The organism is Rhizorhapis sp., assembly GCF_035276005.1.
Taxonomy (GTDB): Bacteria; Pseudomonadota; Alphaproteobacteria; order Sphingomonadales; family Sphingomonadaceae; genus Rhizorhapis.
Window position 1 is genome coordinate 31,730 of record NZ_DATEMB010000008.1, and the last position, 22,036, is coordinate 53,765.

Here is a 22,036-nt window from a genome sequence, read left to right on the forward strand (position 1 = left end):
ATTGCGCTGCCCCTTTTGCGGCCATGAGGACAGCCAGGTAAAGGACAGCCGCCCGACCGAAGACGGCGCGGCAATTCGCAGGCGGCGGCAATGCGAAGGCTGCGGCGCCCGCTTCACCACCTTCGAACGCATTCAACTGCGTGATGTGTGGGTGGTGAAGAGCGAGGGCCGCCGCGAGCCCTTCGACCGGGAAAAGCTTGCCCGTTCGGTCGACATCGCCTGCCGCAAGCGCGCCATCGATCCGGTTCGCATCGAAAAGCTCGTCTCGGGCATTCAGCGGCAATTGGAAACTGCGGGCGAGAGCGAAGTCCCGGCGCAGGTGATTGGCGAAATGGTCATGGAAGGCCTGAAGGGCCTCGACAGCGTCGCCTATATCCGCTTCGCCAGCGTCTATAAGGATTTTCGCGAGGCAAAGGATTTTGAGGATTTCGCCGGTTCGGTGAAGGAAGTCGGACGGGAATAGCGGCGGATGAGTGCCAGTTCCTCATCTCCCGGCTCTGCTCAGGATAAGCAGATGTCCCAGCATCCTCCCCTCATCGTCCTAGTCCGCCCGCAACTGGGCGAAAATATCGGCAAGGCTGCGCGCGCCATGCTGAATTTCGGGCTCACCGAAATGCGCCTTGTGGCGCCCCGCGACGGCTGGCCCAATCCCGATGCCGGTCCGGCCGCAGCGGGTGCGGACGTCGTGCTGGAGCAGGCCCAGGTCTATGACAGCCTGGCCGACGCGGTCGCGGATTGTCAGCATGTCTATGCCACCACCGTACGCAAGCGCGGTGTTACCAAGCCGGTCGTCAGTCCCGAAGAAGCTGCGCGAGAGATTCATGCCCAGCAGGGCCGTAGCGCTATCGTTTTCGGGCCTGAGCGGTCGGGGCTCGAAACCGATGATGTAGCGCTTGCCCGCAAGATCCTGACCGTGCCGATCAATCCTGAATTCGGATCGCTGAATTTGGCGCAGGCCGTCATTCTGTGCAGCTATGAATGGTCAAAATATCAGCCACTTGCCAGCCCAACAGTAACCGAAATCGATCCCCCGGCCCCGCAGGCCGAGCTGGACGGGATGATTGCGCAGATTGATGCCATGCTGGACGACGCCGGCTATTTCTTTCCGCCCGACCGCGTACCCGCGACCAAGCGCACGCTTCGCAACCTGCTTACCAAGCCCGGTTGGAACAGCCTGGAAATCCGAACGCTGCGGGGGGTCCTCGCGGCGCTGGCGAACCCCCGGCAGCGACCCGGCTGACTGCAGGCTCCCTACCGGGTGGGAACAGGCTCCGGCCCGGAATAGTCATAGAATCCGCGTCCCGTTTTGCGCCCGAGCCATCCGGCCTCCACATATTTCAGCAGGATCGGCGCGGGCCGGTATTTGGGATCGCCGGTATCCTGCTGAAAAACCTTAAGCACATTCAGCAACGTATCGAGACCGATCATGTCCGCCAGCATCAGCGGACCCATGGGGTGGCCCAGGCCAAGCTTCACGCCCTTGTCGATGTCCGGAATGGACGCAAGCCCTTCCCCCACCGCAAAAAACGCCTCATTGAGCAGCGGTAGCAGGATACGATTGACGACGAATCCCGGAGAATCTTGCGCAACGATGGTCTGCTTGCCGATCGCCGCGCCAAATGCTTGGGCGGTTGCAGCCGTGGCATCGCTGGTTGCGATGCCGCGAATGATTTCCAGCAACGGCATCAGCGGCACGGGATTGAAGAAATGCAGCCCGATAAAACGGGACGGGTCCGCCGACGCCTGAGCCAGGCGAGTAATCGAGATGGATGAGGTGTTGGAAGCGAGGATCGCGCCGGGCGCCAGGATCTTGCCGACCTCGCCGAAGATTTGCCGCTTAATGTCCTCGCGTTCGGTAGCCGCCTCAATGACAAGTTCGGCATCCGCCATATCGGCATAGCCCGCTACCGGCAGAAGGTTGGCAAGCGCCGCATCAACTGCGCCCTGCTCCAGCTTGCCCTTCTCCACTTGCTTGCCAAGCTGCCGCATAATCCCGGCCTTACCCTTTTCGGCAATTTCCCGCGACAGGTCAGACAAATAGACAGAAAGCCCAGCCTGCGCCGCCACCTGGGCAATACCCGCCCCCATCTGCCCCGCACCGATTACCGCGATCTTCTTCAAAACCGGCTCCTTCCCAATGCCATACATTTGATTCTCTCTTGCCATATAGGACAGCTTACGGAGTTTCATCCGGAAATACTGTTAGGCTGTCATGAGCACCGATCGGTCGACCGGCCAGCACCTCTGTTTGCAAGATATCTTCCCGGCGGTAACTTTCCTTGGCCCTGCCCTGACCTGTCCTTCGATAAGCGGGCGGTCAGCGTTATCGGGCGCCCGGCAACGCGTTCACCGTCCGGTAGAGCCTATTTCCACCCTTCGTCGCGCGCGTTCTTCTCGGCCTTTGCGTCGAAGGGAGCGCCAGCGATCATGTCCTGAACACTGGCCGCCAGGCGCGGATCGCCTGCTGATGCCTGGCGATAGCTGCTGGGTGCGGCGGAACCAGGCAATAGCTGCTGCAGTCGCCATTCGGCACCACCGCGGCAGGCAAGTCCCGCCATCGCCTTGCCATCGAAGGTGCGGCAAATCTCTCCGTCCTTGTTCCGGAAGGTAAGGCCGATGCGCATCTCCTGGCTGTCACTCTGAGCCGACGCGAGCTGCCTATCCAGTGTCTTTGCCAATTCGCCACGCGCAATCATGGCCGGACCGCTGACGCCGACCGGACTGCCATCATTCATGGTACGGCCGATGGCGAGTCCCAGAACCAGCGTCGCTGCAATCGCAACCAGATTTCCCCAGGCGGGAAGCCAGCGGCGTCTCGGCGCCTGTTCCGCTCTCTCCCTCCTGCCCGCGCGCACAGCCGCCAAGCTTACGACATTGTCATTGCCACTCTCCTGACGCTCCACGAGTATTGCTCTTAGCCTTTCCGGCACCGGCTCCTCAGCGACCCCAGCAAAACGGCTCGACAATGTTTCCCGCAAACGCTGATGCGCGGCCAGCTTCTGCCGCAGCTCCGGATCGGCCGCGACAGCGCGCATGACCGCCTCCCGATCCTTGGCATCCAGTTCGCCATCGGCAAAAGCGACCAGCATTTCCTCAGTAATCTTCACGCCGCTTCTCCCAATTCCGCCAGCAGGGCACTGCGGCCCCTGACCAGGCGGGACGTCAATGTGCCAATGGGAATGTCCAGAATCTCAGCAGCTTCCTTATAAGCGAGCCCTTCCACCAGGACCAGCGCGATCACCTCCCGCTGCTCGTCGGGAAGGCGAGAAAGCGCCCGGTCCACTGACGAAAGCTCGGCAATGGCCTCCATCTGCCGGTCGCTGCGGTCGCCCACATGATCGCCCTCCTCCTCTGGAGCAAAGGTCTTCGCCCGCCGCTGTCTTGCCCTGGCCTCATCAATCCAGATATTGCGCATTATCCTGTACATCCAACTGTCGAGCCTGGTGCCTTCTTCCCATAAATGCCGCGACTTGAGCGCCCGCTCCAGGGCAGCCTGGCACAGATCGTCACCATCGGCCGCGTTTCGCGAAAGGCTGGCTGCGAACCGGCGGAGACGAGGCAGAAGAGCAAGCAATTCATTTTCGAAGGCCATCCGGACTCCATTTTGTTCCTGAGGATGAAACGGACGCCCTCGGCCGTTTAATCCATGAGACAGGATTTTTGTGGCATCCTATGCGTTGAAAGCGAAATGAAAAGGACCGTTGCATGCGCCGCATGCTTTATATAGCTGCCTTGCTGGCCTTCGCTCTTGCAGGCGTCGCCGGCTCGGCGCAACTGAGCCTGCCCCGCGGCCTGGGTTTGCCCGACGTCGGCGGAACCGTAGATCGCGTCACAGACCGCCTGCCGGTACGGGACATTGCCGCCCTTCCCCCGCTTCAGGCCGCGAAAGCGCTGCTGGATGCCCGCGCCCTCCGCCTCACAAGCCTCGTTCGGGAAAATCCGCAGGCGGTCGAATTTGACGACCGGCAATATCCGGCAGTCAGGGGCATGATCGTCGCTACCGGCCTGTCTGATCCGCAAGTCGAGCAGCTTCGCCAAGCCGGATTCGATGTCCAGGATGAACAGGTCGAAGGGCTGGATGTGAGTTTCCGGCGTCTCCAGGTTCCTCAAGGCAAAAGTCTGGCCAAAGCCATCCGTGAGGCTCGGAAAATAGCGCCAGACGCCAGGATTGGCAGCAATCCCATCTATTTTCAAAGCGGCGGCAACATGCCGGCGGGGGCGGGAACGCTTGCCGCCAGCCAGGGCGCAGCGGGCCGGGCCATTGGCCTAATCGACGGCGGAGTGGGTCAGCACCCTTCGCTTGACAGCCGCATCCAGCAGCGCGGATTTGCGAAGGGTGCTCCTGCGCCAAGCGGGCATGGGACGGCAGTGGCGTCGCTCATCATTGGAAATGGAGCGGTCAAAGGGGCTGCCCCGGGCGCTCCCCTGATGGTGGCCGATATTTACGGACGAGACCCGGCGGGCGGCAATGCAATCGCCATCGCGCGGGCGCTGGGGTGGCTGGCGGCTGGCGGTGTACGGATCGTGACGATCAGCCTGGTGGGACCGGATAATCCGCTGCTCGCTGGAGCGGTTGCCGCTGCGCGGCGCAAGGGAATGATCGTGGTTGCGGCCGTCGGCAATGACGGCCCCGCCGCTCCCCCGGCCTTTCCCGCCTCCTATGACGGCGTCGTCGCTGTCACCGGGGTGGACAGAAAGGACCGCGCCCTGATCGAGGCGGGCCGCGCCCTTCATCTCGATTATGCTGCGCCGGGAGCGGACATGGTCGCCGCCAATATCAATGGCGAGGCCGCCCGGGTACGAGGAACCTCTTTCGCGGCCCCTTTTGTCGCGGGCAGGCTGTACCGGAATCTTCAGGGTGCGGACATGGGCGTTGCGCTTCGCAAGCTCAACGCCGAAGCAAAGGATCTGGGGAAGCGGGGGCCTGACAAGGTCTTTGGCCGGGGCCTCGTCTGCGGAAGCTGCCGTAACGAGCGGTAAGTTCGGCGCGACGTTGGGTTTATGATTGGGTCATGGGTCATTGCTGCCGTTCAGCCCCTCCCTTTCAAGGGAGAAGGGGTGGGTGCCATTGCAAAGCAATGGCTGGCGTCAACCATTTTAGGGTCCTTACAGGTCCCACCCCACCCCCTCCCCTAAAGGGGAGGGGCTATGACCACTTCTCACCCCAATCAGGTCAAGCGGCTGACTTGCGCCGGTCGGCTAGTTCGTCGTTCAGCATCTCCGCCAGCAGGAATGCGAGTTCCAGCGACTGAGCCGCGTTCAAGCGCGGATCGCAATGGGTGTGATAACGGTCTGCCAGCCCCTCGTCGGTAATGGCGATGGCGCCGCCCGTGCATTCCGTCACATTCTGCCCGGTCATCTCGGCATGGATGCCGCCTGCGAAGCTGCCTTCGGCGCGGTGCACCGCGAAGAAGCCTCGGACCTCGCCCAGAATGCGCTCGAAAGGCCGGGTCTTGTAGCCATTGGCGGCCTTGACGACGTTGCCGTGCATCGGGTCGCAGGACCATATCACCGGATGTCCTTCACGCTGGACGGCCCGGACGAGCTTTGGCAGTCCCGCCTCGATCTTGTCATGGCCGTAGCGCGTGATGAGGGTCATCCGGCCAGGCTCCCGTGCGGGATTAAGAATATCCAGCATGCGCAGCAGCGCGTCCGGCTCCAGGCTAGGACCGCACTTCATGCCGATGGGGTTGCCGATGCCGCGCAGGAACTCGACATGCGCAGAGCCTTCAAATCGCGTGCGATCACCGATCCAGAGCATATGCGCGCTGGTGTCGTACCATTGGCCAGTCAGGGAATCCTGGCGGGTCAACGCCTGCTCATAAGGGAGAAGCAGCGCCTCATGGCTGGTATAGAAGCTGGTCGCCTTGAGCTGCGGCACGGTGTCGGGGCTGATTCCGCATGCTTCCATGAAGTCGAGCGCATCGCCGATCCGGTCCGCCATTTCGCCGAACTTCTTGGCCCAGGGGCTGCGCCCCATAAAATCCAGCGTCCAGGCATGGACCTGGTGCAGGTTCGCATAGCCGCCCTGGGAAAAGGCGCGCAGCAGGTTGAGCGTTGCCGCCGCCTGATTATAGGCGCGGACCATCCGCTGCGGGTCGGGCTCGCGCCCGGCCTCCTCAAAGGCGATGTCGTTGATGATATCGCCGCGATAGCTAGGCAGTTCCCTGCCGCCCAGTTCCTCGGTCGGAGCAGAGCGGGGCTTGGCGAACTGGCCCGCCATGCGTCCGACCTTCACGATCGGAAGCTTTGACGCATAGGTCAGCACCACCGCCATTTGCAGCAGCACGCGGAAAGTGTCGCGGATGTTGTTCGGATGGAATTCCGCGAAGGATTCGGCGCAATCGCCGCCCTGGAGCAGGAAAGACTTGCCGGCGGCGACCTCCGCCAGTTCTGCCTTCAGATTGCGCGCTTCTCCGGCAAAGACGAGGGGCGGAAAGGTGCCAAGCTGCTTCTCCGCGGCGGCCAACGCCTCCGCGTCCCTGTATTCGGGCATCTGCCGCCCTTCATGGCTCCGCCAGCCTTCAGGCGTCCAATTCGCCGCCACGTCACGCACTCCTGTAAAATGAGACCCGCCCTATGAGCCCTTCGCCGGTTTTTGGCAAGGTTCCGCGAGCGGGGAGTTCTTTCCACTGCCTGAGGTCTTTCATATCACCCTCGCCCCTGCGGAGTGCTACGAAATGTGCGGCCCCAGCGCATCGGATCAGTCCGTCAGATCGTCCCACATCTCTTTGATTTTACTAAAAAAACCTGTCGACTGCGGACATTCGGCCCCGGTTTCCGTCTCCCGGAACTCCTCCAGCAATTCGCGTTGGCGGGGTGTCAGGCTCGTGGGCGTTTCGACATCGATCTGGACCACCATATCGCCGAAGCCGCGCCCGTTGAGGATGGGCATGCCCGCTCCGCGCTGGCGGAGTTGCTTGCCGGACTGAATCCCGGCCGGGATGGCGATCTTATGTTCCGTGCGATCGAGGCCCGGGACGGTAATGGTGCCGCCGAGCGCCGCGGTTGTGAAACTGATCGGCGCGCGGCAGAAAAGCGTCGTGCCTTCGCGCTCGAAAATCTTGTGCCGTCTTAAATGCAGGAAAATATAGAGGTCACCCGCAGGCGCGCCGCGTGCCCCCGCCTCCCCTTCGCCCGACAAGCGAATGCGCGTGCCTTCGTCGACGCCGGCGGGGATATTGACGGTGAGCTTCTTTTCCTTGTCCACCCGCCCTTCGCCACGGCAGGAGCGGCACGGCTTTTCGATCACCTGCCCGGCGCCATGGCAGCTTGGGCAGGTACGTTCGACAATGAAAAAGCCCTGTTGCGCCCGTACCTTGCCGTGACCGTGGCACTGATTGCAGCTCTTGACGCCCGTTCCGGGCTCCGCGCCCGAACCGTCGCAGGTCTCGCACGAAGCGGACACCTCAACGCGGATTTCCGTGGATTTGCCCAGATAGGCCTCCTCCAGCGTGATTTCCATGTCGTAGCGGAGGTCCGCGCCACGGCGGGTCTGCTGCCGCCCGCCGCCGCCAAAGCCGTTCCCGCCAAAGATGGTTTCAAAAATGTCGCCCAGATCGGAAAAGCCGCCTCCGCCAGCGAATCCGCCGCCATTGCCTCCATTTTTGAAGGCCTCATGGCCAAAGCGGTCATAGGCCGCACGCTTCTGGGGGTCCTTCAGGCAATCATAGGCTTCATTGATCGCCTTGAACTTGCCCTCCATGTCCTTGCATCCGGCATTCTTGTCCGGATGATATTGCATGGCAAGGCGGCGGTATGCCGACTTGATCGTCTTGTCATCGGCGGTCCGCTCTACGCCGAGAAGTTCATAATAGTCGACTTCGCTACTCATGCCACCCCCGGCGAAACAAGGAGAACGTCACCCCCGCGAAGGCGGGGGTCCATCTCCAGAGAGTTGCACTTGGCGAAACGGCCGGGAGATGGATTCCCACCTAGGCGGGAATGACGGACCTCGATCATTTCTTACGCCTTGTTGTCTTCATCCACTTCCGAAAACTCGGCGTCAACGACATTGTCGTCGGTCTTGGCCTGCTCAGAACCGGCGCCCTCGGGGGAAGCCGCAGCGGCCTGTTCCTTTTCGTAGATCGCCTGGCCGAGCTTCATCGCGGACTGGGCAAGCGCCTCGGTCTGGCTCTTCATCTCATCGACATTGCCGCTTTCAACGGCGGTCTTTGCAGATGCGATCGCCGTCTCGATCTCAGACTTGAGCGAAGCATCGACCTTGTCACCATGTTCCTGCAACTGGCGCTCAGTCGTGTGGATCAGGCTTTCAGCGCTGTTCTTGGCTTCGGCGGCCTCGCGGCGTTTCTTGTCTTCCTCGGCGAAGCGTTCGGCATCCTTCACCATCTGGTCGATGTCGCCCTCGGAAAGGCCGCCCGATGCCTGGATCTTGATCTGCTGCTCCTTGCCCGTGCCCTTGTCCTTCGCATGGACGTTGACGATACCGTTGGCGTCGATGTCGAACGTCACCTCGATCTGCGGCACGCCACGCGGAGCGGGCGGGATGCCGACCAGGTCGAACTGGCCAAGCAGCTTGTTGTCCGCCGCCATTTCGCGCTCGCCCTGGAAAACGCGAATGGTCACCGCCTGCTGATTGTCGTCAGCGGTCGAATAGACCTGGCTCTTCTTGGTCGGGATCGTCGTGTTGCGGTCGATCATCCGAGTGAACACCCCGCCCAACGTCTCGATACCCAGCGACAGCGGCGTCACGTCGAGCAGCAGCACATCCTTGACATCGCCCTGCAGAACGCCTGCCTGAATGGCGGCGCCCATGGCGACCACTTCATCAGGGTTCACGCCGACATGCGGTTCCTTGCCGAAGAACTCCTTCACGACTTCGCGCACGCGCGGCATGCGGGTCATGCCGCCGACCAGCACGACCTCATGAATGTCCGAAGCCTTGTGCCCGGCATCGGCCAGCGCCTTGCGGCAGGGCTCCAGCGTACGCTGGATAAGGTCAGCCACCAGACGTTCAAGGTCGGCGCGGCTGATCGTCTTGACGAGGTGCTTGGGGCCGTTCTGGTCAGCAGTGATGAAGGGCAGGTTGACCTCGGTCGTCTGCGCGGAGGACAGCTCGATCTTCGCCTTTTCAGCCGCTTCCTTCAGGCGCTGAAGCGCGAGCTTGTCGCCACGCAGGTCGATGCCTTCGGCTTTCTTGAAGTCGTCCGCCAGAAATTCAACGACCTTTGAGTCGAAGTCCTCGCCGCCAAGGAAGGTGTCGCCATTGGTCGACTTCACCTCGAACACGCCATCGCCGATCTCAAGGATCGAAATGTCGAAGGTGCCGCCGCCAAGGTCATAGACGGCGATGGTCTTGCCGTCCTGCCTCTCCAGGCCATAGGCAAGCGCGGCCGCCGTCGGCTCGTTGATGATGCGCAGCACCTCAAGACCGGCGATCTTGCCCGCGTCCTTGGTCGCCTGGCGCTGGGCGTCGTTGAAATAGGCGGGAACAGTGATCACCGCCTGGGTGACGGTCTCACCCAGATAGCTCTCGGCCGTTTCCTTCATCTTCTGGAGGATGAAGGCGGAAATCTGCGAAGGGCTGTAATCCTCTCCCCCGGCCTTCACCCATGCGTCGCCATTGCCGCCCTTCGTGATGCTGTAGGGGACGAGTTCCATGTCCTTCTTGGTCATGGGATCGTCGAAGCGGCGGCCAATAAGGCGCTTCACCGCGAAGATCGTGTTGTCCGGGTTGGTCACCGCCTGACGCTTGGCAGGCTGCCCGATCAGGCGCTCACCGTCCTTGGTGAAGGCAACGATCGAAGGGGTGGTACGCGCACCTTCCGCATTTTCGATGACCTTGGGCTTGCTGCCTTCCATTACGGCGACGCAGCTGTTGGTCGTGCCAAGATCGATACCAATGACTTTACCCATATTGTCCTCTTTTACCCCAGAATTTTAACAGCGGTCCCGAAGCCCCTCCCCGCAGTGCGCGCCGAAGAAGGGCCGTTTCGCCAGCGGATATAGGAGCGCTTTTCCTTGGCACAAGGATTTACGGCGATTAGGATTGCAGCGACTTGAAATGAAACGATCCGGAGGCTTCATGATCCCGCATACCGCCCAGCGCCTGCCCGCTATTTTCCTTGTCGGATTGAGCCTGATGCTCGCCGCATGCGGACAGCAAAAGATACTCTATGTGGACCAGGCCTGGGTCAGGCTTTCCGCCAATCAGGACACCCCTTCGGGAGGCTATTTCACTGTGCATGGCGGTGAAGAGGATGTTCGGCTGCTGTCCGTCATTTCGCCCACCGTGCTCCGCATCGAACTGCATCAAAGCCTGGAAAAGAACGGGATGATGTCGATGGAGCCAGTGAACGGCGTGGACATTCCGGCCCGCACCGATGTGGTCTTTGGCCCCGGGGGCAAGCACCTCATGATCTGGGGAATCAATCCCGCCATCCGGAAGCAGGGCAAGCTGCCCCTGACCTTCATCTTTTCCAATGGCGACCGGATCATCTATGACGCCGTGCTCCGGCAACCTGGGGCCAGCGAAGCTGCTCCTGCTCCAAAGGACGAGCATAAAGGCCATTGACCTCCCGCCCGCTCACTGCCGCCGAACGCGCCCTCGCCGCCTCCATCTTCGGCAGTGCGATCGATTATGAGCGGGTGATATTGCACAACCGCAAATGGTTCTGGTTCCAGCCCCGGCATGTCGCCATGGCGCCGGACGGCCATTTGTGGTTTCATCCCAAGGGCAATCTCTTCTGCGAGGATTTCTGCGGAACGCATATCCAAAGGCAGGGGCTGTTCATCCATGAAATGACCCATGTGTGGCAGCACCAGCGAGGGATCAGCCTCATCCTTCGCCGCCACCCTTTCTGCCGCTATGACTACAGCCTGAAACCGGGATGGACCCTCGAACGCTATGGGCTGGAGCAGCAGGCGGAAATCATCCGGCACATCTTCCTGCTGCGCAATGGAGCAAGGGTCCCGGGCGCTCCTCCGCTGTCCCATTATGAAGGAATATTGCCATTCGGCCCGGCATGAGGGATGGCCGGAGCCATTTCCCGCGATGTTTTAATATGCTAAAAATGCGTATTAAAATAACAGATTAGAGGAATGGATGGTTACGGCCCTGAAACCTCTCAGCCATTATGGCCTCAGCGCCGAACGGGGCTTCCTTTCCTCCTTCGAAGCGGACGGGGTGCAGCTTCCTCCTTTGCTGGAGCCCATGGCCGAGGCGGCAGGCAGCCTTTCCGGCCTGCTCACAACCGGGCGCGTCAGGCATTGGCTCTCTGCTCTTCCCCTGCTTGACCTTCGGCAATTCATTGCGGAGGCGGATGAGGCGCAGGTCCGCGTCGCCATGGTCCGCTATTCCTTCTTGGTGCAGGCCTATGTCTGGGGGGAGAAGGAGCCACCCGCTGCCCTCCCCGCCAATCTGGCCGTCCCCATAGTGGCGCTCGCCGACGCGCTGGGACAGCATCCCCTCCTCCCCTATTCGGCCTATGTGCTCGATAATTGGTCGAGGATCGACAAGGGCGGCCCCATCGCGCTTGACAATATCCGCATGGTGCAGAATTTCCTTGGCGGACAGGATGAGAACTGGTTCGTGCTGGTGCATGTCGCCATCGAGGCGCAGGCCGGTCAGGCGCTCGATCACGGCGTCCAGCTTGTCGAAGCCTCAGCCGCAGGAGACGCCCGCAAGGTCATCGGCCTGCTGATCGAAATGAACGGCGTTTGGGAACGCATCAACGCCCTGTTCGACCGCATGCCCGAGCGGTGCGATCCCTATATCTATTTCCAAAGGGTGCGGCCCTATATCCATGGCTGGAAGAATAATCCGGCCTTGGGCGCGGGCCTGATTTATGAAGGCGTCGAGCGCTTTAGCGGTAAGCCGCAGGCCTTTTGTGGACAGACCGGATCACAAAGCTCCATCGTTCCCGCCATGGATGCGCTTTTTGGCGTCACCCACGAGAATGACGCCTTGCGCGAATTCCTGAAGGAACTGCACGCCTATCGGCCCCCGCTCCACCGCCGGTTCATCGAGGACATGGCGCTCGACAGCACCCTCCGCGCCTTTTGCGTGGCCGAGGGCAGCGCCGAAATCAAAGCCGCGTTCAACGCCTGCGTCGAACAGATCGCCCGCTTCCGCACCCGGCATCTGGAATATGCGGCGAGCTACATCAACAAGCAGGCCGCTGCGAGTGCTGGAAATGACACGGATGTCGGAACCGGGGGCACGCCGTTCATGCGCTATCTGAAAAAGCACCGGGATGAGAACCGGGCACAGACGATTTAGGGCACGGCACAAAGAAAGGAATGGGCTTCGACAAGCTCAGCCCGAACGGCGGTGGTGATCCCGTTTCGGTTCGTAAGTGCCCCGTCAAGGGATAGGGCGGCTGAAGGGCTGGTCGGGGAGACAGGATTCGAACCTGCGACCCTCTGCTCCCAAAGCAGATGCGCTACCAGACTGCGCTACTCCCCGAAGGCCGATGAGCGCCTTAGCCCCGGCGCTGGCCGGATGGCAACTGAAAAGGTCTTTACCTGAATAATGACCTTGGTGGGCCCGGAGGGATTCGAACCCCCAACCTAGCCGTTATGAGCGGCCGGCTCTACCGTTGAGCTACAGGCCCCCACCGGTGGTCCGTCCGATAGCGGAGGGGCGCTGGCCAATGCAAGTGATTATGCAATTTCGGCCGGGGCGGGCGTGGGTCGAAGCTGCCGTTGAGGAAATACTGAGCCGTCGCTGCTGCCCTTCGATTGCCCGCCGGGAGGGCGCTCAGGATAGACTGCGGCTTTCAGCCGCAGGCAGGGCCCCTGCTGTTTCTGCAACCCTGCCAAAGAGAAGCGGGGTCCCTGCCTGCGCAGGGACGACGGAAATAAGGTCGGATTGAACGTCTCATTTAACCCAAACCGCCCTCACCCCCGTCCCGGCACAGCCTCCAGAAACTCATCCAAGGATGCAGCACGCACGCCGCGCCGGGCCATATGATCCAGAACCACATCCCACCAGCGGTAGAATGCACGCAGATCCGCCTCGTCGCGCACATAGGGGGTGTGGCCCGGCTCGAGCGAAGGCGAATGGAAGGAGAGGTTCAATACCCGCAGGCCATCGTCGAGCATCCGGTCGATGGCTTCCACTGCATCGTTCGCCGGGATGCCCTCGGGCGTCAGAGCAACGCGCGTCAGCATGCCCAGTTTCGAAAGCGCTCCGGGCAGCGGTCCGAACTGCCGCGCCAGCGTGTACAGCGGCCGTCCGAAGGAGCGGAGGTGACCGGTGAATGTGGTCGATAGCGGCAGTTCCACCAGCCTGCGCCCTGGCCCCGCCCAATAGGGACCAAGAGGGAGATGATAGAAATCCGGCCCCATTTGCTCGCGATAGTCGAAAAGCGAGCGGACCGAACTGTCGAGCAGAAAACCCTCCTCCTCCAGTAGCCGGGCGCTGTTCGGGCCAACGCCATAGCGGCCCGCGCGGAAACTGATGGGCTTCCTGCCGGTTTCCTGGACGATGCGGTCCCGCAGCGCCCTTATCTTCGCGCGCTCAAGCGTTTCGGGAAGCGTGCCCACATAGCTGTTGGCGAGCGTCACCTCCTCCTCATGCGGGGGATTGACCCAGGGATGCAGTTGAGCGCCGATGTCGCAAAGCCCGTTGTCCAGCCATGCCTTCATCAGTTTCACGGCTGCGGGGCTTTCCAGGACCGGGTAATCGACCAGATGCAACGGCCTGATGCCCGCCTGGTTGAGGAACGCCTGTCCTTCAGCCAGCCCCTTCAGGCTGTTCACGCCGTGGCCGGTGCGGGAAAACGGCTTGTGCCAGTCAAACTCCTCCTCCGTATCGATGAACAGGGTGAAGCGCGTGCCGAATTCCGGCGCCAGTTCGATCAGGTCTTCAGCAGCGGGTTGGCGGCTGAAAGCGCCATCTTCCGCCGGCAAGCGTGCCTGTATCTGAGAAGCGCTCATTCCCTGTCCGTTACCCGACCGAATCATTCAGGGCGGCAAGATGCGGCAGGCGATCGAAAATTTGGTTAACCAGGCCGGGGAAAGCTTACTTTGCGCCGGTGCCGCTTTCGTCCGCTTCGACCATGGCGGGCAGGACCAGCCTGAAACGATCATCCTCGATATGGAAATTGCCATTGCCGCTGCGGGCGAGATTGCGGACAAGCCTTAACGAAAAGCCGATGCCCAGAAGCGGTGCGTCGGGCCACTCGCCATCCGGACCATAGCCCGGATCGAACAGCTCAGCCTCTTCCATGCCGCGCAGCGCCGCGGGGCGGTCTATTTCAAAGACGATCGCGTGGTAGGGACGCCCTGAGCCATACCAGCAATGCCCGTGGATCTGCTCGCCAGGCTCGGCCACTGAAAGCACTGTACGCAACAAATGCTGGAACATGCGCTCCGCCTGCACCCGGTCGAGCCTGAGGCATGGCAAGTCCTCATCGGCCACAATGTCGAGCCTGCCCGCAGCGCCATGGCCGCTGAAGCGCGCCGCGAGGCCAAGCACCAGCTCCGCCGGATCGACGGCGATGGGACGGCCTTCCAGTTCCCCCCGTTCCACCCTGGTCGCCATGTCCAGATCGTCGAACGTACCGAGCAACTGCTTGGCATCGCCCACAATGTCCTGCGCCAAGGCGCGATATTGCGCGCTCACGGGGCCGAAAAGCTGGTGATCAATGATCTCCGCAAAGCCCAAAATGGCATTGAGCGGCGTCCGAAGCTCGTGAATTAGTTCCCGGAGCGACTCGCCCGGCATGGTTGAGCCATAGAGACCCTCCGGCAGCGCCCCTGTCGCGGTTACCTCATGCAGATGCGGCCGGCGGGCATTGCCCCTGTAGCCCAGGAAACGCCCGGTCTGCTGATGAAAATAGGGGATGGCCGACATGCGCCACTCCCCTGCAAGCCGGCCCGCCTCTATGGTGAAACGCGCATTGCGGAACGCGCTGCGGTGCCTGAAGGCGCCGGCGACATGTCCGTCGGGGCCGGCATTGGCAAAGGGCGGCGGCTGGGAAATGGACATGCCGATCAGTTGCCCGCGCGGCGCGCCCTTCACCCAATGGATGATGCCATCGACATCCGTTTCAAAGCTGAACTCCCGGACTTCCGGGTCGGACTGATGCGCGGCTTTGACGGGTTCCGCTTCATCCTTTTCTTCAGATGCGGGCGCTCCATGCCTGGCGCTCGTGAAACGCTCGATGCGGTCGACCAGCTTGCGGATCTGGCTCTCATCCGCCTTTTCCTGTGCTTCATGAGGCTGTTCTTCCGGGGCCTCTTCAATCGGCTGCGGGACCGGGCTGGTCAGCACCAGATCGTGCGATCCAAAGCTCGCCAGCGCCCGTTTCGCGAGCGGCCCCATATCGTCCCGGTGCCGGAGCACGCCCCGGGCGGTTGGCGAAAGATCCCTGATGAGGTCGGCCCAAATCCCGTCGGGCAAATGCGCGCGCGCCATGGCCGCCGCGCAGATGGAGGGCCGGTCCGTTCCAAAGAAGCGTACCAGGGACGGAGACCGCAAGCGTGTGCCGAGGTCGACAACGGTGGATATCCGCTGCGTTTCGCTGACCTTGCCTCTCAACGCTTCCAGTTCCGCCATGACTGCATCACGATCGGCGTCGCTGATCCCCAGCCGGATGGGCCGGTCATATTGCGCCAATATGTCCACGCACTGGCGCCAGCGCGTAACGGACCCTCCGCCGCCAGGCGGTTTCGCTGCCAAGATGGTGTGCAGCTGGTCGTTGAAACGCACGTCCGACTCCAAAACCCTAACGGATCGTTAAGCTTTCGGAATATGCTCCTTCAAGGCCAATGGGAATATTCCACTTTGGTACGTCGCATAGTGGGACAATTGCATTTCCCTGAAACAATATTATGATGCCGCGCATTAAGCGGAAAGGTTATTTCAGGCTCATGGCTGGTCCCAATATCGATGATATCGACTTGCAGATTCTGGCGGAACTGCAAGATGAGGGCCGCATGACCAATGTCGAGTTGGCCAAGAAGGTCGGCTTGACCGCTCCACCCTGCTTGCGCCGCGTACGGTCGCTGGAAGATAGCGGGGCGATCAAGTCCTATCATGCGATGATCGACCCGCCCTCGCTGGGCTACAGCATCACTGTCTTTGCGATGGTAAGCCTGAAAAGCCAGGCGGAAGCGGACCTCCGCGCCTTTGAGGAACATGTGGCGAGACTCCCGGAAGTCAGGGAATGCCACATGTTGAATGGCGAAATCGACTTCATCCTCAAGGTCGTGGCGAAGGACCTTCAGGGCTTTCAGCAGTTCCTGACCTCGCAACTCACCCCCGCCCCGAATGTCGCGAGCGTGAAGACGTCGCTCACCATCCGCACGTCAAAGAACCTGCCCGGCGTTCCGCTCCGCAAGGACAGGTAGGATTTGGCCTCTCGAGGCGGACGGGGAAGGTAAACAGTTCCGCTCATGACGCCCGTGACTGGCGCAAACGGTAGCAAAACCGTCATATTCCAACTCAAATTGTAACAGACCGGCGCTACACGCCCCCTCCAGATGATATGCTCTTGGGGGCTTGCATGAACGCTATCACGCGACTGCCATTTGGTGCCGACGTGGAGGACTTCACCACGGCTGAGCCACACCATCCAGAGCCGGTCTCGGGCGAACGCAGAAAATACCGGACCATCTGGATCTCCGACATTCACCTGGGCACGCGCGGATGCAATGCGCGGATGCTGATCGATTTCCTGGACAATGTCGACAGCGAGACCATGTATCTGGTGGGGGACATTATTGACGGCTGGCGGCTGAAAAAGCGCTTCTACTGGCCTGCCTCCCATAATGACATCGTATGGCGCATCCTGAAACGGGCGAAGCGCGGCACCCGGATCGTCTATATTCCGGGCAATCATGACGAGATGTTCCGCCAGTTCACCGGCCTTAATTTCGGCGGTGTTGAAATCAGGCGGAAGGCGATCCATGAGACCGCCGACGGGCGCAAGCTGCTGGTGCTGCACGGGGACGAGTTCGACACCATCATGCTGGCGCATCGCTGGCTCGCCTTCGTAGGGGATGCCGCCTATGAGCTTCTCATGCGGCTCAATGTCGTGGTGAACGCGGTGCGCAGCCGCTTCGGCATGTCCTACTGGTCGCTTTCCAAAATGGCGAAGCACAAGGTCAAGAACGCCGTCGAGTTCATATCCAAGTTCGAAGAAGTGGTCGCGCATGAGGCGGCAACACGCGGGGTCGACGGCGTGGTTTGCGGTCATATCCACACCGCCGAGATGCGGCAGATCGCGGGCCTCGATTATTATAATGACGGGGACTGGGTCGAAGGCTGCACGGCCCTGGTCGAACATCTGGACGGCCGGATGGAGATAGTCCACTGGGCCGATGAGATCGCGGCAAGGGACACCCCGGCGGTTTCCAGCAAGCAGATGGCTGCATGAGAATAGCGATCGTCACTGACGCCTGGCTGCCGCAGGTCAATGGCGTAGTGCGGACATTGCAATCGGTTCGCCGCGAACTGGCAGCGCTGGGTCATGAGGTCGAGCTGATTTCGCCCGATCAATTCGGCTCGCTCCCCTGCCCCACCTATCCCGAAATCCGGCTGGCGGTCGCCAGGGCGACTACGGTGGGCCGCCGCATCGAGGCGTTTGTGCCCGATGCCATCCATCTTGCGACAGAAGGGCCGCTGTGCCTTTCCGCCAGGCGCTGGTGCCTGCGCAACCAGATTCCCTTTACCACGGCCTATCATACCCACTTCCCCGACTATGTCGCGAAGCGGACCGGCCTTCCTGCGGCATGGGTGTGGCGCTATATCCGCTGGTTCCATGGACCCGCACAGGCCGTGCTCGTTTCCACCCGGACCGTGAGGGAAAGCCTTCGCGCCCATGGGATTGCGCAGGTGCGGCATTGGGGCAGAGGCGTGGACCTGGCCTGCTTCAATCCCGAGACACAGGCGCCGGAGGCATTTGCCGGATTGACCCGCCCGGTCCAGCTCTATGTGGGAAGGGTGGCGGTGGAGAAGAATCTGGAGGCATTTCTTGCAACGTCCCATCCCGGTACCAAGGTGATCGTGGGCGACGGCCCCGCCCGAACGCACCTCGAGAACAGTTATCCGGACGCCCATTTCCTGGGTGCTCTATCAGGAAGCAACCTTGCCGCCGCTTATGCCAATGCGGATGTCTTCGTCTTTCCCAGCCGCACCGATACCTTCGGGCTCGTCATCATCGAAGCGCTTGCTTGCGGCACGCCGGTGGCCGCCTACCCCGTGACTGGTCCCGTCGACATTTTGTCGGCAGAGACAGGAGCGATGCGGGAAAATCTGGAAGAGGCCATCGCCGCCGCCTTGCAGCTCGACCGGGGTGCTTGCGCCGCTTATGGCCGCAGCTTCACCTGGGAAGCAAGCGCCCGGCAGTTCCTGGACGGCCTTGCACCCTTTGAAGCCGTACTGGTCCGCGACGCCGCCTGACTTTCACGGCTTCGCCAAAAGCGCTATATATGCGATAGACCTTGCCGGGCTCGGCCATTTGCACTAAGCATGGCGCGCGAAGGCCGTCCTGCGAGGGGCGGCCCTTATTATTTGTACTGGAGAGTAAACGTGCCCCAGCCGCTCATGCCTCATGCGACCGCCAGTTGGCTTGTCGACAATACCGCGCTGTCGTTCGAGCAGATCGCGGAGTTTTGCGGTCTTCACATATTGGAGGTACAGGCGATTGCGGATGACACCGCGGCGATCAAATATACCGGCCGCGATCCGGTGCGCGCCCATGAACTCAGCATGGAAGAGATCGAGAAGGGACAAAAGGATTCCGACTATCGATTGAAGATGCTGAAAGGGCCCGAGCAGGTCCGCCGCACAAAGGGACCGCGCTACACCCCGGTTTCCAAGCGGCAGGACAAGCCGGACGGCATTGCCTGGATCCTGCGCAATCATCCCGAGATTTCCGATGGCGCGATCAGCAAGCTGATCGGCACCACGCGCACAACGATCACTGCCATTCGCGATCGTTCCCACTGGAACATCTCCAACATCGTTCCCAAGGACCCAGTGACGCTGGGGCTTTGCTCGCAGCGGGAACTGGACGCGCTCGTGGCTCGCGCGGCGAAGAAGGCCGGGATCGAGGCGCCTGCCGATGCAAGGCTGGATGGAGACAGGGAAGCCCTGCTCGAGGAACTGCGCCGCGAGCGCGACGATGCCGCACGGCGGATCGAAGAGGCGCATCATGTCGAGGCCCAGGCGATCGAACAGGTTGCGGAATGGATTGATCCGTTCAGCAAGAAGAATAGGTGAACTGGAACTTTCCGGGCTTCTAATCACTACTGTTCGTGGCGGATTTCCCTTTTTAGGGGACGTTCCGTTCCAACTATTGCGCTGTACACCCTCACCCAGCCCTCTCCCTCAAGGGAGGGGGCTAGAGTCGTCCCTGTGTCAGAATTGGCTCCAGAGGCAAATGCCTCGCCCTGCATGACCATTGCGCCCGGCGAACCATTGACATAGGTTTGGGTCAATGGCGGACGAGAACATAATCTGGAATGAAAAATATAATCATCCCATCGCCTGGGACCAGCATTTCGAACCGCTGTCGCTACCTGATATGTTCTTCGCGACTGCAGCCCGCAAACCGGAAGCGCCGCTCATCGACTTCATGGGGCGCAAGTTCAGCTATGCCGAGTGCCGGGATGGGGTCAGGCGGGTGGCCCATGGATTGCAAGCCATGGGCGTGCAGAAGGGCGACCGCATCGGCCTGTTCCTGCCCAATGTGCCGCATTATGTGGCGGCCTATTATGGCGCGCTGACGATCGGCGCTACCGTGGTCAATTTCTCGCCGCTTTATTCGGCCGAAGAACTTGAGCATCAGGTCGCGGATTCGGGCACGAAGATCCTCTTCACCCTGTCCGCCAGCGCCCTTTTGCCTACCGCGCTCACGGTACTGGAGAACAGCGGCCTCGAACGGCTGATAGTCGGATCGGTGGCCGGAGCACTGCCGATGGCGAAATCGCTTCTGTACCGCATGTTCCGCCGGAAAGAGACAGTGACGCGGCCGCGCGATCCCCGCGTGACCGCCTTTTCCACGCTGATCCACAATGATGGCAGTCACGTGCCGCCAGCCATCGATCCGGAGCGTGACCTGGCTTTGCTGCAATATACCGGGGGGACGACAGGGCGGCCCAAAGGGGCCATGCTGTCACACCAGAATCTGAGCGCCAATGCGCGGCAGGTCGACATGCTGGACCCCCGCAACGCGCATGAGGACCGGATTTTGGGAGCTCTGCCCTTTTTCCACGTCTTTGCCAATACGGTGGTGCTGAACCGGACCATCTTCACTGGTGGCGAGATCATCTTGCTCCCGCGCTTTGACTCTGGCCAGGTGCTCGCGGCGATATCCCGCACACGTCCCACAAGCGTGCCCGGTGTGCCGACCATGTTCCAGGCGCTGCTGGACCATCCGGCGGTGGAGGACACGGATTTCTCATCGGTCCGGCACTGCATATCGGGCGGCGCCCCGCTTCCGCTGGAGCTCAAACACCGGTTCGAGGAAGCAACAGGGGCCGTTGTCGTGGAGGGTTATGGCCTTACCGAAAGCAGCGGGGTGGTGTCCGCCAATCCCTATGCCAGCCTGAACAAGGGCGGCACCATCGGGCAGCCGATTCCCGCCACCCTCGTAAAGCTCGTCGACAAGGAGGACCCCACCCGTCCGGCTCCGCCGGGGGAGCCGGGGGAGATCGTGTTTGCCGGGCCGCAGGTCATGTGCGGCTATTGGAACCGCCCTGACGCCGACGCCAAGGTGTTTCTCGGCAAATTCCTGCGCACCGGGGACGTGGGACTGATCGATGAAGATGGCTATATCCGTATCGTCGACCGGCTGAAGGACATGATCGCCGTCGGCGGCTTCAAGGTATTTCCGAGCGAAATCGAGAAGATTCTTTACCGGCACCCCGCGGTCAAGGAAGCGCTCGTCATCGGCATTCCTGACAGCTATCGCGGCGAAAGCCCGAAGGCCTTTGTGACTCTTCTGGAGGGCGCCCGCATCGATGGGGAGGCGCTGAAGGCCTGGCTCAATCCCCAGCTTGGAAAGCATGAACGGGTGGTGGCGGTGGAGATACGCGAGTTCCTTCCCAAGACGATGGTGGGGAAGCTGAGCCGCAGGGAACTGATCGCCGAAGAAAAGGCAAAAGCCGTCCCCAGCAGCCCCACCGGCCATTGATCAGCCGCGAGCAACCCCAACCATGAGCGATCATAAAAGTTCCCCGGCAGAGGGTTTCGACACGGGCGACCTCACCGTCCTTCTCCTCATCAACCTGATGTGGGGCTTCAATATCATTGCGGTGAAGCTGTCGGTGGACATCATATCGCCCTTTGTCGCGGCCTTCCTGCGCCAGGCAACGGTTTTTCTGGTGTGCCTGCCCTGGCTGCGGATCGTGCCGGGGCGAATGACCACATTGCTTGCCCTGGGCATGGTTGCAGGAGGGTTCTTCATTCCGCTCAACCTGGCGCTGTCGATCGCGGACAATGCCGCGGCGATCGCCATTGCAGGCCAGCTCGGTGCGCCCTTTGCCCTTATCCTTTCCGTTGTTTTCCTGGGCGAGCGCATCGGTGTGGTCCGGCTTACGGGTATAGTCATGTCCTTTGGCGGGGTGTTTCTCCTTGCCTTTGACCCCGCCGCGCTGCACGAAATTCCGGCCTTGCTGCTGACGGCGGGCGGTTCCTTGCTCTGGGCGGTATCGTCACTGCTTCAACGCAAGCTGGCGGGTGTCCCCGTCCAGGTGATTTATGCCTGGGTCGGCTTTATCGGGGCGAGCCTCACCGCGCCTGTCGCGATGATTTTCGAGCCGGAGCAGATGGAAAATCTGGGTGCTGTACCGGTAACGGCCTGGGTCGCGATTGCCTTTTCCGGTATTTGCTCCACGCTGATCGGTCAGGGCGGCATGGCATGGCTGCTTCAGCGGCATCCGATCAGCGCCGTAATCCCTTTCACTCTGCTCGCTCCCGTCGTATCGGTTATTGCCTCCGCCCTGGTCTTCAAGACTCCTGTGTCGGGAATGATGATTTTGGGGGGCATCATCGTGCTGGCCGGGGTAGCCATTGTCACCATGCGCACCGCCAGGAAGGCAGAAGAAGTTTAGGCCCGGA

General features: G+C 61.4%; 19 protein-coding genes, 2 tRNA genes and 1 pseudogene. 12 read left to right on the top strand and 10 right to left on the bottom strand.

The features are described 5' to 3' along the window. Position 1: 1 nt before the first annotated feature. Both nrdR and VJS46_RS02635 read left to right on the top strand, forming a co-directional pair. Positions 2-463, top strand: coding sequence for a transcriptional regulator NrdR (gene nrdR, locus VJS46_RS02630; RefSeq protein WP_324057790.1), 462 nt, complete (start codon positions 2-4; stop codon positions 461-463). Positions 464-526: 63 nt separating this feature from the next. After that, positions 527-1,240, top strand: a pseudogene (locus tag VJS46_RS02635) (RNA methyltransferase); the annotation flags it as partial. A gap of 11 nt (positions 1,241-1,251) precedes the next feature. On the opposite strand, the gene VJS46_RS02640 reads toward VJS46_RS02635, so the two are convergent. The 3 genes from VJS46_RS02640 to VJS46_RS02650 all read right to left on the bottom strand — a co-directional run bounded on the left by VJS46_RS02640 (position 1,252) and on the right by VJS46_RS02650 (position 3,592). Then, positions 1,252-2,121: a 3-hydroxyacyl-CoA dehydrogenase family protein gene (locus VJS46_RS02640; protein WP_324057791.1), complete on the bottom strand. Its 870-nt coding sequence runs from the start codon at positions 2,119-2,121 to the stop codon at positions 1,252-1,254. A 242-nt stretch (positions 2,122-2,363) separates the two neighbouring features. After that, a complete protein-coding gene (locus VJS46_RS02645) occupies positions 2,364-3,107 on the bottom strand; it encodes an anti-sigma factor (protein ID WP_324057792.1) in 744 nt (247 codons plus the stop codon). After that, positions 3,104-3,592: an RNA polymerase sigma factor gene (locus VJS46_RS02650; RefSeq protein ID WP_324057793.1), complete on the bottom strand. Its 489-nt coding sequence runs from the start codon at positions 3,590-3,592 to the stop codon at positions 3,104-3,106. The genes VJS46_RS02645 and VJS46_RS02650 overlap by 4 nt, the downstream gene beginning before the upstream one ends. Before the next feature lie 113 nt (positions 3,593-3,705). On the opposite strand from VJS46_RS02650, the gene VJS46_RS02655 reads away from it, so the two are divergent. Next, on the top strand, positions 3,706-4,980 hold the full coding sequence (locus VJS46_RS02655; RefSeq protein WP_324057794.1) for a S8 family serine peptidase: 1,275 nt from the start codon (positions 3,706-3,708) through the stop codon (positions 4,978-4,980). A 193-nt stretch (positions 4,981-5,173) separates the two neighbouring features. Here the strand turns inward: VJS46_RS02655 and VJS46_RS02660 are convergent, their stop codons facing one another. From VJS46_RS02660 to dnaK, 3 genes are all read right to left on the bottom strand, one after another. Then, positions 5,174-6,547 carry a class II 3-deoxy-7-phosphoheptulonate synthase gene (locus tag VJS46_RS02660; protein ID WP_324057795.1) on the bottom strand — a complete coding sequence of 458 codons (1,374 nt, stop codon included), beginning with the start codon at positions 6,545-6,547 and terminating at the stop codon, positions 5,174-5,176. A 156-nt stretch (positions 6,548-6,703) separates the two neighbouring features. Continuing rightward, entirely contained in the window at positions 6,704-7,834 is a 1,131-nt protein-coding gene (dnaJ, locus tag VJS46_RS02665; RefSeq protein ID WP_324057796.1) for a molecular chaperone DnaJ, read from the bottom strand. A gap of 131 nt (positions 7,835-7,965) precedes the next feature. Beyond that, positions 7,966-9,876, bottom strand: a complete 1,911-nt coding sequence (gene dnaK, locus VJS46_RS02670) for a molecular chaperone DnaK (protein ID WP_324057797.1) — start codon at positions 9,874-9,876, stop codon at positions 7,966-7,968. A 169-nt stretch (positions 9,877-10,045) separates the two neighbouring features. Here dnaK and VJS46_RS02675 point away from each other — a divergent pair, with 169 nt between their 5' ends. From VJS46_RS02675 to VJS46_RS02685, 3 genes are all read left to right on the top strand, one after another. Further along, complete coding sequence (locus VJS46_RS02675; RefSeq protein WP_324057798.1) at positions 10,046-10,534, top strand: copper chaperone PCu(A)C; 489 nt, start codon at positions 10,046-10,048, stop codon at positions 10,532-10,534. Beyond that, the gene (locus tag VJS46_RS02680) at positions 10,531-10,989 is read left to right on the top strand and encodes a vgr related protein (protein WP_324057799.1); all 459 of its coding nucleotides are present in this window, start codon (positions 10,531-10,533) and stop codon (positions 10,987-10,989) included. Before VJS46_RS02675 ends, VJS46_RS02680 begins: the two co-directional genes overlap by 4 nt. A 76-nt stretch (positions 10,990-11,065) precedes the next feature. After that, positions 11,066-12,241 (top strand): indoleamine 2,3-dioxygenase, encoded by a 1,176-nt coding sequence (locus VJS46_RS02685; RefSeq protein ID WP_324057800.1) that lies wholly within the window; start codon positions 11,066-11,068, stop codon positions 12,239-12,241. A 109-nt stretch (positions 12,242-12,350) separates the two neighbouring features. Here VJS46_RS02685 and VJS46_RS02690 read toward each other — a convergent pair. From VJS46_RS02690 to VJS46_RS02705, 4 genes are all read right to left on the bottom strand, one after another. After that, positions 12,351-12,427 (bottom strand) — tRNA-Pro (locus tag VJS46_RS02690). A gap of 73 nt (positions 12,428-12,500) precedes the next feature. Continuing rightward, a tRNA-Ile gene (locus VJS46_RS02695) sits at positions 12,501-12,575 on the bottom strand. A gap of 286 nt (positions 12,576-12,861) precedes the next feature. Continuing rightward, the gene (locus VJS46_RS02700) at positions 12,862-13,902 is read right to left on the bottom strand and encodes a polysaccharide deacetylase family protein (protein WP_324057801.1); all 1,041 of its coding nucleotides are present in this window, start codon (positions 13,900-13,902) and stop codon (positions 12,862-12,864) included. A gap of 85 nt (positions 13,903-13,987) precedes the next feature. Then, positions 13,988-15,679 (bottom strand): HAMP domain-containing sensor histidine kinase, encoded by a 1,692-nt coding sequence (locus tag VJS46_RS02705; protein ID WP_324057802.1) that lies wholly within the window; start codon positions 15,677-15,679, stop codon positions 13,988-13,990. Positions 15,680-15,840: 161 nt separating this feature from the next. On the opposite strand from VJS46_RS02705, the gene VJS46_RS02710 reads away from it, so the two are divergent. The 6 genes from VJS46_RS02710 to VJS46_RS02735 all read left to right on the top strand — a co-directional run bounded on the left by VJS46_RS02710 (position 15,841) and on the right by VJS46_RS02735 (position 22,029). Further along, positions 15,841-16,320, top strand: a complete 480-nt coding sequence (locus tag VJS46_RS02710; protein WP_324057900.1) for an Lrp/AsnC family transcriptional regulator — start codon at positions 15,841-15,843, stop codon at positions 16,318-16,320. 155 nt (positions 16,321-16,475) lie between these two features. Further along, positions 16,476-17,348, top strand: a complete 873-nt coding sequence (locus tag VJS46_RS02715; RefSeq protein ID WP_324057803.1) for a UDP-2,3-diacylglucosamine diphosphatase — start codon at positions 16,476-16,478, stop codon at positions 17,346-17,348. Further along, a complete protein-coding gene (locus VJS46_RS02720; RefSeq protein ID WP_324057804.1) occupies positions 17,345-18,373 on the top strand; it encodes a glycosyltransferase family 1 protein in 1,029 nt (342 codons plus the stop codon). The genes VJS46_RS02715 and VJS46_RS02720 overlap by 4 nt, the downstream gene beginning before the upstream one ends. A 144-nt stretch (positions 18,374-18,517) precedes the next feature. Then, positions 18,518-19,195, top strand: a complete 678-nt coding sequence (locus VJS46_RS02725) for a DUF1013 domain-containing protein (protein ID WP_324057901.1) — start codon at positions 18,518-18,520, stop codon at positions 19,193-19,195. A gap of 217 nt (positions 19,196-19,412) precedes the next feature. Further along, positions 19,413-21,110, top strand: coding sequence for a long-chain fatty acid--CoA ligase (locus VJS46_RS02730; protein WP_324057805.1), 1,698 nt, complete (start codon positions 19,413-19,415; stop codon positions 21,108-21,110). Positions 21,111-21,132: 22 nt separating this feature from the next. After that, positions 21,133-22,029 carry a DMT family transporter gene (locus VJS46_RS02735; RefSeq protein ID WP_324057806.1) on the top strand — a complete coding sequence of 299 codons (897 nt, stop codon included), beginning with the start codon at positions 21,133-21,135 and terminating at the stop codon, positions 22,027-22,029. The last annotated feature ends 7 nt before the right edge of the window (positions 22,030-22,036 follow it).